The organism is Citrobacter sp. S46_ASV_140 (assembly GCF_018919545.1).
Taxonomy (GTDB): Bacteria; Pseudomonadota; Gammaproteobacteria; order Enterobacterales; family Enterobacteriaceae; genus Citrobacter; species Citrobacter braakii.
On record NZ_JAHLRC010000100.1, the window covers coordinates 1 to 12,771 of the forward strand.

Sequence of the window (12,771 nt, forward strand, 5' to 3'; positions counted from 1 at the left end):
CTGCTGGAGTGCTCAATGGAAATCGGCCAGATGAACTTCAAAGTGATGAGCATTCTGGATGCTGGCGAAACCACTAAATACGGCCACCCGACGCCAACTCAGGTCAACGTCAAAGCAACCGAAGGTAAGTGCATCCTGATCTCCGGTCACGACCTGAAAGATCTGTACAACCTGCTGGAGCAGACCGAAGGTACCGGCGTTAACGTCTATACCCACGGTGAAATGCTGCCGGCGCACGGCTACCCGGAACTGCGTAAGTTCAAACACCTGATCGGTAACTACGGCAGCGGCTGGCAGAATCAGCAGGTTGAATTTGCCCGCTTCCCGGGCCCAATCGTAATGACCTCTAACTGCATCATCGACCCAACCGTTGGTGCCTACGATGACCGTATCTGGACTCGTAGCATCGTCGGTTGGCCGGGTGTAAGCCACCTCGAAGGCGACAACTTCGCTCCGGTAATCGCTCAGGCTCAGCAGATGGCGGGCTTCCCGTACAGCGAAATTCCGCACCTGATCACCGTTGGTTTCGGTCGTCAGACTCTGCTGGGCGCGGCTGATACCCTGATCGACCTGGTAAGCCGCGAAAAACTGCGTCACATCTTCCTGGTTGGCGGTTGTGATGGCGCGCGTGGCGAACGTAACTACTTCACCGACTTCGCCACCAGCGTGCCGGACGACTGCCTGATCCTGACCCTGGCGTGCGGTAAATACCGTTTCAACAAACTGGAGTTCGGCGATATCGAAGGTCTGCCGCGTCTGGTCGATGCAGGTCAGTGTAACGATGCATACTCTGCCATCATCCTGGCGGTAACCCTGGCTGAGAAACTGGGCTGTGGCGTGAACGATCTGCCGCTGTCTCTGGTGCTCTCCTGGTTCGAACAGAAAGCGATTGTCATTCTGCTGACCCTGCTGTCTCTGGGTGTGAAAAACATCGTCACTGGCCCGACTGCGCCTGGCTTCTTCACGCCGGACCTGCTGGCAGTTCTCAACGAGAAGTTCGGTCTGCGTTCCGTGACCACCGTTGAAGAAGACATGAAGCAACTGCTGAGCGCGTAAGGAGTAAAGAATGACAATGCCAACTCATCAGTGCCCATGGCGGATGCAGGTTCATCACATCCATCAGGAAACGCCGGATGTATGGACAATTTCGTTGCTGTGCCACGACTATTATCCGTACCGCGCCGGGCAGTATGCACTGGTCAGCGTACGTAATTCAGCGGACACGCTGCGTGCTTACACCCTCTCTTCAACGCCGGGCGTTAGCGAATACATCACGCTGACCATCCGCCGCATTGACGATGGCGCAGGCTCACAGTGGTTAACCCGCGACGTGAAGCGCGGCGACTATATCTGGCTGTCCGATGCAATGGGTGAATTCACCTGTGAAGATAAAGCGGAAGACAGGTTCCTGATGCTGGCCGCTGGCTGTGGCGTCACGCCAATCATGTCAATGCGTCGCTGGTTGGCAAAATACCGCCCACAGGCAGATGTGCAGGTGATCTTTAACGTCCGTTCACCACAAGATGTCATTTTTGCCGACGAATGGCGCGAGTATCCGGTGACCTTAGTTGCTGAAAACAATGCCACTGACAGTTTTGTTTCCGGCCGACTGACCACCGAACTGCTGCAAAGCGTACCGGACCTGGCTTCGCGCACCGTGATGACCTGCGGCCCGGCGCCGTATATGGATCTGGTCGAGAAAGAAGTCAACGCGCTGGGCGTGACACGCTTCTTTAAAGAGCAGTTCTTCACCCCGGTAGCTGAAGCCGCCACCAGCGGTCTGAAGTTCACCAAACTGCAGCCGGCAAAAGAGTTTTATGCGCCGGTAGGCAGTACGCTGCTGGAAGCGCTGGAAAGCAATAAAGTGCCGGTTGTCGCCGCATGCCGTGCGGGCGTTTGCGGCTGCTGCAAAACCAAAGTGGTTGACGGTAACTACACGGTCAGTAGCACCATGACGCTGACCGACGCAGAAATTGCTGAAGGTTATGTGCTGGCTTGCTCCTGTCATCCGCAGGGTGATTTAGTGCTGGCGTAATTGGCCGATATCTGATGTACAAAAGGCTACCCGGTTATATCGGGTGGCCTTTTTTTATGTTGTCAGACGCTGCAAAATTCCGATTTTTTCACCCTCCCAGGCAAAATACCGTCCTCCTCCTGCGAATTATCGACCACACTTACCTGGCACAGGTTAAGCAAAACCCCGACTACCGCGTCGAACTTTCTACAAAGGATCCCCATGAAAAAAGTGGCCATCGTCGGCGTAGGTCCCACCGGAATTTATACGTTTCATGCCCTCGTTGAGCGCGGTGAACCGCTGGAGATACAGCTTTATGAGCAAGCTGAGGAAGCTGGCGTAGGCATGCCTTATAACAGCGACAACAACGCAGACCACATGCTGGCCAATATAGCCAGCATTGAGATCCCGCCGATTTATATCAGTTATCTGACGTGGCTACAGAATCAAAGCGATGAATACCTGGCGCAGTTTCGGCTTGAACGTACATCGTTGCATGAGCGGCAATTTTTGCCCCGCGTGATCCTCGGCGACTATTATCGCGATCGTTTTTTAGCCATTGTCGATAAAGCGCAAAGATCCGGGTTCACAATTCGCGTATATGAATCAAGTAAAGTCACCGACCTGCAAGCAAACCCGACTGGGGTCTCCCTGTGGATCAATCACGCGTCACAGCCCGTCGAAGTGGATTTCGCCGCTATCGCCAGCGGCCATCTGTGGCCAGAAACTGATGCTCAGGCACGCAAGTTTTTCCCCAGTCCGTGGACCGGCCTGATGGAGGCGCAGATTAGCGCTTGCAGAGTGGGTATTCTGGGCACCTCGCTAAGCGCTATCGACGCGGCAATGGCCGTGGTCAATCAGCATGGTACCTTCACCACCAATACCGACCGTTCACTGCAGTTCACGCGTAAACCCGACAGCCAAAACCTGAAGCTGACCCTGATGTCGCGCAGCGGTGTGCTGCCTGAAGCGGATTTTTACTGCCCTCTTCCCTATGAACCGCTGAATATCGCGACGCAAGAAGCGATTGAAAACGCCATTGCCGAGGGCCAAAACGGATTACTGGACCGCATCTTCCGGCTTATTGTGCAACAACTGCAAGACGCGGCCCCCGGGTGGTGCCAACAGGTTGCACTTGCAACGCTTAACGCCGACACATTCCCCGAGGTCTATTTTGCCGACAGGCTCAAGCATGACCCTTTTGACTGGGCGAGGCGTAACCTGGTGGAGGTTGAACGCAACAAGCAGGAACAACATACCGTCGCCTGGCGCTATACCTTATTGCGCCTCCATGAGGTTATTGAAGAGATCGTTCCTCATCTTGATGCTCGCGACGAAAAACGTTTCAGGCACGGACTGGCGCGCGTCTTTATTGATAACTATGCGGCAATCCCGTCTGAATCTATCCGCCGATTGCTGGCTCTGCACGATGCCGGGCTGATTGAGATCCTCGCACTCGGCAAAGATTATGAGCGTACAAATGAGCAGGAAATGACGGTCATTTACCACCACGGTCAGCGCAGTGAATTTGATGTATTCATTGACGCCCGAGGGCAACGGGCATTACAGAGCAAAGATATTCCGTTCCCAACGCTACGCGATCAACTGCTGGCCTGTGGCGATGAGATCCCGGATATCGGCGAAGATTACACGCTGCAAGCGCCGGAAAACGCCCGCAACCGCATCGCCTTTGGCGGACTGCCGTGGTTGATGCACGACCGTCCCTTTATTCAGGGGCTGGTGGTTAGCGCTGAAATAGGCGCCGCGATGGCAAAGGCATTGACGCAACGTGCACTGAGACGTCGGCACAAACTGTGGAGCAGTGTCGACATGGATTAGCGGCCAGATTTAATGGCGAGGCGGAGATAGGTTAACGCATTCCCGCCTCTGTATTGATTCTCGGATGGCAAACTATCGCCAGGCCGAGTTTCCGGCAACGGAGAATCGCCCCGCGCCCAAAAATGCCACGGCCAGAGCGCCGATGAAGAAATACACCAGACTTTCAATTGCCCATGCGCCGGTTTTATCCAGTGACCAGGTTTCACCCATCCCGACCATCAGCCATGCCACCACCATCGTAAACGCCAGCCCCAACGCCGCCGGACGCGTCAGGATCCCAAGAATAATCAGACACGGTGCCACAACCTCTCCCAGCAGAACGCCATACGCAATAAAGCCAGGGAAACCTTTCGCTATCAGCATGCCACCGATGCCATCAATACCCGCGAACAGTTTATGCAGCCCATGAAACAGCATTAATCCCCCCACGGCAATACGTAACAAAAACTTGCCAAAATCTTCATGAGTCAGTACCCGGTTAACTGTATTTAATAGTTTTATAACCATTTGAATTTATTCCTTGTTTCACCATGTCCAATAACAAACTACGCTTAATACAGGCTTAATGAAACCTGCCGGAAATAAGAGGTAATGATAAGCATAACTATTATCTTCATCTAAACTTGTAACCGGTATCACATTAAAGGAGAAGGAAAACCATGAAACAAACGGTTGCCGCTTTTATTGCTAAAACACTTGAACAAGCTGGCGTTAAACGCATTTGGGGTGTGACGGGTGACTCGCTAAATGGCCTTAGTGACAGTCTGAATCGTATGGGAACGATTGACTGGATGCCAACCCGTCATGAAGAGGTTGCGGCCTTCGCCGCGGGCGCTGAAGCGCAGTTGACGGGAGAACTGGCCGTCTGCGCTGGCTCGTGTGGACCAGGCAACCTGCACCTGATTAACGGCCTGTTTGATTGCCACCGCAACCACGTCCCGGTACTGGCAATTGCCGCACACATTCCATCCAGTGAGATAGGCAGCGGTTATTTTCAGGAGACCCACCCGCAAGAGTTGTTTCGCGAATGTAGCCACTATTGCGAGCTGGTTTCCAGCCCTGAACAGATCCCACAGGTGCTGGCAATTGCCATGCGTAAAGCGGTGCTCAACCGCGGCGTCTCCGTGGTGGTATTACCCGGCGACGTCGCGCTGAAGCCAGCACCTGAAAGCGCCAGCACTCACTGGTATCATGCGCCGCTCCCGGTGGTCACTCCGGAAGAAGAAGAGCTCAGAAAACTAGCGCAACTGCTACGCTACTCCAGTAATATCGCCCTGATGTGTGGCAGTGGCTGCGCCGGTGCGCATAAAGAACTGGTTGAGTTTGCAGCTAAAATAAAAGCGCCGATTGTGCACGCCCTGCGTGGTAAAGAGCATGTTGAGTACGACAACCCTTACGACGTTGGCATGACCGGGCTGATCGGCTTTTCATCCGGCTTCCATACCATGATGAATGCCGACACGCTGATCCTGCTAGGTACCCAATTCCCCTATCGCCCGTTCTACCCCACCGACGCCAAGATTATTCAGATCGATATCAATCCGGCGAGCATTGGCGCGCACAGTAAAGTTGATATGGCGCTGGTAGGCGATATTAAATCCACACTCCGCACCCTGCTGCCGCTGGTGGAAGAAAAAACCGATCGGCAGTTCCTGGATAAAGCGCTGGAACACTATCGTGAGGCGCGTAAAGGGCTGGATGATTTAGCCAAACCCAGCGATAAAGCCATTCATCCGCAGTATCTGGCGCAGCAGATCAGCCATTTTGCCGCTGACGACGCCATCTTCACCTGCGACGTTGGCACGCCAACGGTGTGGGCGGCACGTTATCTGAAAATGAACGGTAAACGCCGTCTGATCGGTTCGTTTAACCACGGGTCGATGGCCAATGCCATGCCGCAGGCGCTCGGCGCGCAAGCGACCGAACCGGGACGTCAGGTTGTCGCAATGTGCGGTGACGGCGGTTTTAGCATGCTGATGGGCGACTTTCTGTCGGTTGTGCAAATGAAGCTGCCAGTGAAGATTATTGTCTTCAACAACAGCGTGTTGGGGTTTGTGGCGATGGAGATGAAAGCTGGCGGTTATCTGACCGACGGCACCGAACTGCACGATACAAATTTCGCACGGATTGCCGAGGCTTGCGGCATTACGGGCATTCGCGTGGAGAAATCCTCAGAGGTTGATGAAGCGCTGCAAAGGGCGATGTCGATTGACGGTCCGGTGCTGGTCGATGTGGTCGTCGCGAAAGAAGAATTGGCGATCCCGCCGCAGATCAAACTCGAACAAGCTAAAGGTTTTAGCCTGTATATGCTGCGCGCAATCATCAGCGGGCGCGGTGATGAAGTGATCGAACTGGCGAAAACTAACTGGCTCAGGTAAAACAGAGGGCATTACCTCACTTAAAAAGGAATGCCCGTGATTGATTTACGCAGTGATACCGTCACCCGGCCAAGTCGCGCCATGCTCGAAGAGATGATGGCCGCCCCGGTCGGGGACGACGTCTACGGTGATGACCCTACCGTTAATGCCCTCCAGCAATACGCAGCCGAGCTTTCTGGCAAAGAAGCCGCAATTTTCTTACCCACAGGCACTCAGGCGAACCTGGTGGCTCTCCTCAGCCATTGTCAGCGCGGAGAAGAGTATATCGCCGGTCAGGGCGCACATAACTATCTCTACGAAGCGGGTGGCGCAGCGGTGCTCGGCAGCATTCAACCGCAACCTATCGACGCCATGCCGGATGGCTCTTTGCCGCTGGACAAAGTGGCGGCAAAAATCAAAGCGGACGATATCCATTTTGCCCGCACGCGTTTGCTCAGCCTGGAAAACACCCACAACGGCAAAGTGCTACCACGCGAGTATCTGAAAGAGGCCTGGGAATTCACCCGTGAGCGCAATCTTGCGCTGCATGTCGACGGCGCGCGTATTTTTAACGCCATCGTCGCCTATGGCTGTGAGTTAAAAGATGTCACGCAATACTGCGATTCGTTCACCATTTGTCTCTCCAAAGGTTTAGGAACGCCGGTAGGCTCACTGCTGGTCGGCAGCCACGAGTACATCAAGCGCGCCATTCGCTGGCGTAAAATGACCGGCGGCGGAATGCGTCAGGCCGGTATTCTGGCGGCGGCGGGACTGTATGCGCTGAAAAATAACGTGTCGCGTTTACAAGAAGACCATGACAACGCCGCCTGGATGGCGGAACAACTGCGCGAAGCAGGAGCGGACGTCATGCGCCACGACACCAACATGCTGTTTGTCCGCGTTGGCGAAGAACACGCTGCGGCACTGGGCGAGTACATGAAAGCGCAAGGCGTGCTGATTAACGCCTCGCCGATTGTGCGTCTGGTGATGCATCTGGACGTATCGCGTGAACAGCTTGCTGAAGTCGTCGCCCACTGGCGCGCTTTTTTAACCCGCTAAGGAGATGGGCGTGCCGCAACGGATTTTGGTTCTTGGCGCCAGTGGCTACATTGGTCAGCATCTGGTACAGGCGCTCAGTCAGCAAGGGCATCAGGTGCTGGCTGCGGCACGCCGCATCGAGCGGCTGGAAAAGCAGCAGTTGGCCAACGTCAGTTGCCATAAGGTCGATTTGAATTGGCCAGATAACCTAACGCCGCTGCTGACCGGCGTTGATACGGTCTATTACCTGGTCCATGGCATGGGAGAAGGCGGTGATTTTATCGCCCATGAGCGCCAGGTAGCAATGAACGTGCGCGATGCGCTACGTGATACGCCAGTCAAACAGCTTATTTTCCTGAGCTCATTACAGGCTCCCCGGCATGAACAATCCGATCATCTGCGTGCGCGACAGATAACCGCGGACACCCTGCGCGAATCAGGCGTGCCGATGACCGAATTGCGCGCTGGTATTATCGTAGGGGCAGGTTCTGCAGCCTTTGAAGTGATGCGCGACATGGTCTACAACCTGCCGGTACTCACCCCTCCGCGCTGGGTGCGCTCGCGTACCACACCTATCGCGCTGGAGAATTTAATGTACTACCTGGTGGCGTTGTTGGATCATCCTACACGCCAACACCGCGTACTCGAAGCCGCCGGGCCGCAGGTATTGAGCTATCAGGAGCAGTTCGAGCATTTTATGGCGGTCAGCGGTAAACATCGCCTGCTCATCCCTGTCCCCTTTCCTACCCGCTGGATTTCGGTCTGGTTTTTGAACGTCATAACGTCAGTGCCGCCGACCACGGCAAAAGCGCTGATACAGGGGTTAAAACACGACCTGCTGGCCGATGACACCGAATTACGCACCCTGATCCCGCAAAAGCTGATTGCCTTTGATGACGCGGTGCGCAGCACGTTGAAAGAAGAAGAAAAGCTGGTCAATTCCAGCGACTGGGGTTACGACGCGCAGGCATTTGCCCGCTGGCGCCCCGAATATGGCTATTTCGCTAAACAAGCTGGCTTTAGCGTTGAAACCTCCGCCAGTCGGCAGGCGCTGTGGCAAGTGGTGAATCGCCTCGGCGGCAAAGAAGGCTATTTCTTTGGCAATATTTTATGGAAAACGCGCGCGGCGTTGGACCTGCTGGTCGGCCATAAGCTGGCGAAAGGCAGACCGCAACACTCTCTGTTGCAGGTTGGCGATACCGTTGATAGCTGGAAAGTGATCATCGTTGAGCCAGAAAAACAGCTGACGCTGCTGTTTGGGATGAAAGCGCCAGGATTGGGTCGACTGAGCTTCACGCTGGAAGATAAAGGCGACCACCGACGCATTGATGTCCGCGCCTGGTGGCATCCGCACGGCATGCCAGGCCTCTTCTATTGGCTGCTGATGATCCCGGCGCATCTGTTCATTTTCAGAGGGATGGCGAAGCGTATTGCTAAACTTGCAGAACAAATCACAGACTCATGATAAAAAGAGCCTGTATTCTTTCATGTTTCCCATTGCATACAGACGAAATTCACGGAAGAATGCGCACGACGTTTTTTAAACACAGTGGATTGATATGAAGGTACTGGTTACCGGAGCCACCAGCGGCTTAGGCCGAAACGCGGTTGAGTTTTTATGCAGCAAAGGCGTCAGCGTCAGAGCTACCGGTCGCAACGAAGCGATGGGCAAGCTGCTGGAGAAAATGGGCGCAGAGTTTGTGCATGCCGATTTGACCGAGCTGGTCTCTTCGCAGGCAAAAGTGATGCTCGCCGGTATCGATACGCTGTGGCACTGCTCCAGTTTTACCTCACCATGGGGAACTCAGGAAGCTTTCGATCTGGCCAACGTTCGCGCAACCCGCCGTCTGGGCGAGTGGGCCGTGGCTTGGGGCGTTCGTAACTTCATTCATATCTCATCACCGTCGCTCTATTTTGATTATCACCACCATCGCGATATCAAAGAGGACTTCCGCCCCCAACGCTTCGCCAATGAATTCGCCCGCAGTAAAGCGGCTGGCGAAGATGTGATTGCGTTGCTGACACAGGCCAACCCGCAGACCCGTTTTACGGTATTGCGTCCGCAAAGCTTGTTCGGACCACACGATAAAGTCTTTATCCCGCGCCTGGCCCATATGATGTACCACTACGGCAGCATCCTGTTGCCGCACGGCGGAAGTGCGCTGGTGGATATGACCTACTACGAGAATGCGGTGCACGCGATGTGGCTGGCAAGTCAGCAAGCCTGCGATAATCTGCCGTCGGGTCGCGCGTACAACATTACCAACGGCGAGCATCGCACCCTGCGCAGTATTGTGCAGAAACTTATCGACGAGCTAAATATTGATTGCCGCATCCGCTCCGTGCCCTACCCGATGCTGGACATGATTGCCCGCAGCATGGAGCGGCTAGGCAATAAATCCGCGAAAGAGCCAAAGCTTACGCATTACGGCGTCTCGAAGCTGAATTTTGACTTTACGCTGGATACCACCCGCGCTCAGGAAGAATTAGGTTATCAGCCCGTTGTGACGCTGGATGAAGGGATTGAGCGTACCGCGGCCTGGCTGCGTGACCACGGCAAGCTGCCGCGTTAACCCTGCCCGTATTTCTCCAGTAACGCTTCGGCAATCGCCTGAGTTTCTGCATCCGCCACGCCGTTCCACAACGTCGGGCGGAAGTGCATCTGGAAGGCCATAATCACCCGCCGCTGTTCACGCGGCGTCATTTCAGGTTTTACCTCATAACCATAGCGCGACAGCAGATCGAGCAATGATGAGGTTTCTACCGGTGCATCGGGCGCTCGCCCGGCAAGATAAAACGCCACCCGCTGAGCATCCGGCCACGCGCCAATTCCTTGCGCAGCCAGTTCTTCCCATGGAAACAGTGGACCTGGATCGTCCTTGCGCTGCGGTGCGACATCCGCATGGGCCACCACGTTCTGCGGTTTTATGTCATAGCGGGCAATAATATCTTTCGCCAAGGGGATTAACGCCTGAATTTGCGCGGGTTCAAACGGCGCAAAATACTTGCTGCCCGCCGATTTTTGCCAGCCACGGTTTTCCAGCTCAATGCCGATCGAGGTATCGTTAATTCGCGTAGCGCCGCGCCAGAAGCTAATCCCCGCATGCCAGGCCAGATCTTTTTCCGGCACCAGTTGCCAGATACGCGGTTTGCCGTGGTAGAGCGGCGGCACTGCCGGGATCAGATAGTGCGAGCTGACGTTTTTATCGGTCAGCGTAGCCAGAGAAGAGTCGAAATCATCGGCCGTGTAATGGATAACCAGCACTTTAATGCGCGGGTAAGCAGCCTGCGCCTGACGACGGGTATCTAACTGATACCCGTCTTTGTCGACAATCCCTTTTTCGCCAGCACATCCTACCAGCAGCAGCGTTAATGCCAGCAGAGACAGCAGACGCTTCATCGGCGAGTTTTCACCGCGGTGCCGCTGACGCTCACCATCAGCATGCTACCGTCTTTGCCCACAGTTTCGTAATCGATATCGATACCGACTACCGCATCAGCACCGAGCGCTTTTGCCTGTTCACCAAGCTCCTGAAAAGCAATTTCACGCGCTTTACGCAGCTCTTTTTCATACGCGCCGGAGCGACCGCCGACGATATCGCGAATGCCGGCGAAGAAATCGCGGAAGATATTCGCGCCTAAAATGGCTTCGCCAGTCACAACACCGCAGTATTCCACGATGCTCTGCCCTTCCAGCGTAGGGGTAGTCGAAAACTGCATGGTAAATCTCCTTTTTGCGCTAAGAGCACGATCTCAAAAGCATTATCGAACCGATCCACTATCATTGAAAGGATATATTCTTTACACAAAATAATTCGAGTTGCAGGAAGGCGGCAAGAGAGTGAATCCCCAGGAGCATAGATAACTATGTGACTGGGGTGAACGCACGTAGCCAACGCACAAGCAACTTGAAGTATGACATGTAAATCAACGTAGAACACTAATAGTAGAAAGCTAATAAGGAAATCATTATGCGCTACTCGAAACTCTCTCTGCTGGTTCCATGTGCACTACTTCTCAGCGCCTGTACTACCGTAACGCCGGCCTACAAAGATAACGGCACGCGTAGCGGCTCATGCGTAGAAGGCGGGCCAGACAGCGTGGCTCAACAATTCTATGATTACCGTATTCAGCACCGAAACAATGACATTACCCCCCTTCGTCCGTACCTCAGCGACAACCTGGCGAAACTGCTGAACGATGCCAGCCGTGATAACGCGCATCGCGATCTGTTTAACAGCGATCCGTTCTCTAGTCGCGCTACGTTACCGGACAGTGCCAGCGTCGCCAGCGCATCGACCATTCCGAATAGTGATGCACGCAACATTCCGCTGCGCGTAGAGCTTAAACAGGGTGACCAAAGCTGGCGTGATGAAGTGCTGATGATCCGCGAAGGCCAGTGCTGGGTAGTTGACGATGTCCGCTATCTGGGCGGCAGCGTACACGCGCCAGCCGGGACGCTGCGCCAGTCTGTCGAAAACCGCTAACCGCCCCATTCACCCGACTGAATCATAACCCCCATAAATTGTCTGGCATTCTGCATAGAATGCCGACAATTATTCTTGCCCACTGGTGGCCCCGCTATTTTGTGCTATGTTTAGATAAGAATGCGGTTTGCATTTAACTTTTAACGCATAAATATTGCATAACTATTCTGTCAAAGGTAGTATCTGCGGCTTCAATAGCTATCAGACTGCCAGTATCGAGTGTCAATGAGTATTCAATTAAACGGCATTAACTGCTTCTACGGCGCACATCAGGCGCTGTTCGATATCACGCTGGATTGCCCTCAGGGTGAAACACTGGTGTTACTTGGCCCAAGTGGAGCCGGGAAAAGCTCGCTGCTGCGCGTACTCAACCTGCTTGAGATGCCGCGCTCGGGCACGCTCTCTATTGCGGGTAACCGTTTCGACTTCACGAAGACCCCGTCAGACAAAGCCATTCGGGAGCTGCGTCAGAACGTGGGCATGGTCTTCCAGCAATACAACCTTTGGCCGCATCTCACGGTTGTGCAGAATCTGATTGAAGCGCCCTGCCGCGTACTGGGTCTGACAAAAGATCAAGCGCTGGCGCGTGCCGAAAAATTGCTGGAACGTCTGCGCCTGAAGCCGTACAGCGATCGCTACCCACTGCATCTCTCCGGTGGCCAGCAACAGCGTGTGGCCATTGCCCGCGCGTTGATGATGGAGCCGCAGGTGCTGCTGTTTGATGAACCTACCGCAGCGCTTGATCCGGAAATTACTGCCCAAATCGTCAGCATCATTCGTGAACTGGCGGAAACCAACATTACTCAGGTGATCGTCACCCACGAAGTGGAAGTTGCACGTAAAACGGCCAGCCGTGTGGTGTATATGGAAAACGGTCATATCGTCGAGTTTGGGGATGCGAGCTGCTTTGCCAACCCGCAAACCGAAGCGTTTAAAAACTATCTCTCTCACTAAGATTCGGGACAATACAATGAAAAAAGTTCTGATTGCCGCGCTAATCGCAGGTTTTAGCCTTTCCGCTACCGCAGCCCAAACC

Annotated in this window: 13 protein-coding genes; 10 read left to right on the forward strand and 3 right to left on the reverse strand. The window is 54.3% G+C overall.

Annotation, left to right across the window (positions count from 1 at the left end):
* From hcp to KQJ19_RS18670, 3 genes are all read left to right on the forward strand, one after another.
* On the forward strand, window positions 1-1,056 hold a 1,056-nt coding region (gene hcp, locus KQJ19_RS18660), incomplete at its 5' end, for a hydroxylamine reductase (RefSeq protein ID WP_216403970.1).
* Window positions 1,057-1,066: 10 nt separating this feature from the next.
* Window positions 1,067-2,035 (forward strand): NADH oxidoreductase, encoded by a 969-nt coding sequence (gene hcr, locus KQJ19_RS18665; RefSeq protein ID WP_216403971.1) that lies wholly within the window; start codon window positions 1,067-1,069, stop codon window positions 2,033-2,035.
* A gap of 201 nt (window positions 2,036-2,236) precedes the next feature.
* Window positions 2,237-3,853 carry an FAD-NAD(P)-binding protein gene (locus KQJ19_RS18670; RefSeq protein WP_216403972.1) on the forward strand — a complete coding sequence of 539 codons (1,617 nt, stop codon included), beginning with the start codon at window positions 2,237-2,239 and terminating at the stop codon, window positions 3,851-3,853.
* 72 nt (window positions 3,854-3,925) lie between these two features.
* On the opposite strand, the gene KQJ19_RS18675 is transcribed toward KQJ19_RS18670, so the two are convergent.
* Window positions 3,926-4,360 carry a DoxX family protein gene (locus tag KQJ19_RS18675; RefSeq protein WP_047501022.1) on the reverse strand — a complete coding sequence of 145 codons (435 nt, stop codon included), beginning with the start codon at window positions 4,358-4,360 and terminating at the stop codon, window positions 3,926-3,928.
* 152 nt (window positions 4,361-4,512) lie between these two features.
* On the opposite strand from KQJ19_RS18675, the gene poxB reads away from it, so the two are divergent.
* From poxB to KQJ19_RS18695, 4 genes are all read left to right on the forward strand, one after another.
* A complete protein-coding gene (poxB, locus tag KQJ19_RS18680) occupies window positions 4,513-6,231 on the forward strand; it encodes a ubiquinone-dependent pyruvate dehydrogenase (protein WP_016156946.1) in 1,719 nt (572 codons plus the stop codon).
* A gap of 36 nt (window positions 6,232-6,267) precedes the next feature.
* Window positions 6,268-7,269: a low-specificity L-threonine aldolase gene (gene ltaE, locus KQJ19_RS18685; protein ID WP_137352637.1), complete on the forward strand. Its 1,002-nt coding sequence runs from the start codon at window positions 6,268-6,270 to the stop codon at window positions 7,267-7,269.
* Between the two features lie 10 nt (window positions 7,270-7,279).
* Window positions 7,280-8,713: an SDR family oxidoreductase gene (locus KQJ19_RS18690; RefSeq protein ID WP_016156947.1), complete on the forward strand. Its 1,434-nt coding sequence runs from the start codon at window positions 7,280-7,282 to the stop codon at window positions 8,711-8,713.
* Window positions 8,714-8,807: 94 nt separating this feature from the next.
* Window positions 8,808-9,821: an NAD(P)-dependent oxidoreductase gene (locus KQJ19_RS18695; protein ID WP_016153664.1), complete on the forward strand. Its 1,014-nt coding sequence runs from the start codon at window positions 8,808-8,810 to the stop codon at window positions 9,819-9,821.
* Here the strand turns inward: KQJ19_RS18695 and KQJ19_RS18700 are convergent.
* Window positions 9,818-10,648: an N-acetylmuramoyl-L-alanine amidase gene (locus tag KQJ19_RS18700; protein ID WP_049042455.1), complete on the reverse strand. Its 831-nt coding sequence runs from the start codon at window positions 10,646-10,648 to the stop codon at window positions 9,818-9,820. The two genes, KQJ19_RS18695 and KQJ19_RS18700, sit on opposite strands and share 4 nt — an antisense overlap.
* Window positions 10,645-10,968, reverse strand: a complete 324-nt coding sequence (locus KQJ19_RS18705; RefSeq protein WP_001160725.1) for a heavy metal-binding domain-containing protein — start codon at window positions 10,966-10,968, stop codon at window positions 10,645-10,647. The genes KQJ19_RS18700 and KQJ19_RS18705 overlap by 4 nt, the downstream gene beginning before the upstream one ends.
* A 251-nt stretch (window positions 10,969-11,219) precedes the next feature.
* Here KQJ19_RS18705 and KQJ19_RS18710 point away from each other — a divergent pair, with 251 nt between their 5' ends.
* From KQJ19_RS18710 to KQJ19_RS24065, 3 genes are all read left to right on the forward strand, one after another.
* Window positions 11,220-11,735, forward strand: a complete 516-nt coding sequence (locus tag KQJ19_RS18710) for a lipoprotein (RefSeq protein ID WP_016153666.1) — start codon at window positions 11,220-11,222, stop codon at window positions 11,733-11,735.
* Window positions 11,736-11,960: 225 nt separating this feature from the next.
* Window positions 11,961-12,689 carry an arginine ABC transporter ATP-binding protein ArtP gene (gene artP / locus KQJ19_RS18715; RefSeq protein ID WP_016156950.1) on the forward strand — a complete coding sequence of 243 codons (729 nt, stop codon included), beginning with the start codon at window positions 11,961-11,963 and terminating at the stop codon, window positions 12,687-12,689.
* A 16-nt stretch (window positions 12,690-12,705) separates the two neighbouring features.
* The coding region (locus KQJ19_RS24065) for a hypothetical protein (protein WP_253296378.1) at window positions 12,706-12,771 on the forward strand (66 nt) is incomplete at its 3' end.

What these genes read in the sequence shown, in the direction of transcription:
- hcr (WP_216403971.1), top strand. Translation starts at nt 1,067, where the DNA reads ATGACAATGCCAACTCATCAGTGCCCATGGCGGATGCAGGTTCATCAC.
- KQJ19_RS18670 (WP_216403972.1), top strand. Translation starts at nt 2,237, where the DNA reads ATGAAAAAAGTGGCCATCGTCGGCGTAGGTCCCACCGGAATTTATACG.
- KQJ19_RS18675 (WP_047501022.1), bottom strand. Translation starts at nt 4,360, where the DNA reads ATGGTTATAAAACTATTAAATACAGTTAACCGGGTACTGACTCATGAA.
- poxB (WP_016156946.1), top strand. Translation starts at nt 4,513, where the DNA reads ATGAAACAAACGGTTGCCGCTTTTATTGCTAAAACACTTGAACAAGCT.
- KQJ19_RS18695 (WP_016153664.1), top strand. Translation starts at nt 8,808, where the DNA reads ATGAAGGTACTGGTTACCGGAGCCACCAGCGGCTTAGGCCGAAACGCG.
- KQJ19_RS18700 (WP_049042455.1), bottom strand. Translation starts at nt 10,648, where the DNA reads ATGAAGCGTCTGCTGTCTCTGCTGGCATTAACGCTGCTGCTGGTAGGA.
- KQJ19_RS18705 (WP_001160725.1), bottom strand. Translation starts at nt 10,968, where the DNA reads ATGCAGTTTTCGACTACCCCTACGCTGGAAGGGCAGAGCATCGTGGAA.
- KQJ19_RS18710 (WP_016153666.1), top strand. Translation starts at nt 11,220, where the DNA reads ATGCGCTACTCGAAACTCTCTCTGCTGGTTCCATGTGCACTACTTCTC.
- artP (WP_016156950.1), top strand. Translation starts at nt 11,961, where the DNA reads ATGAGTATTCAATTAAACGGCATTAACTGCTTCTACGGCGCACATCAG.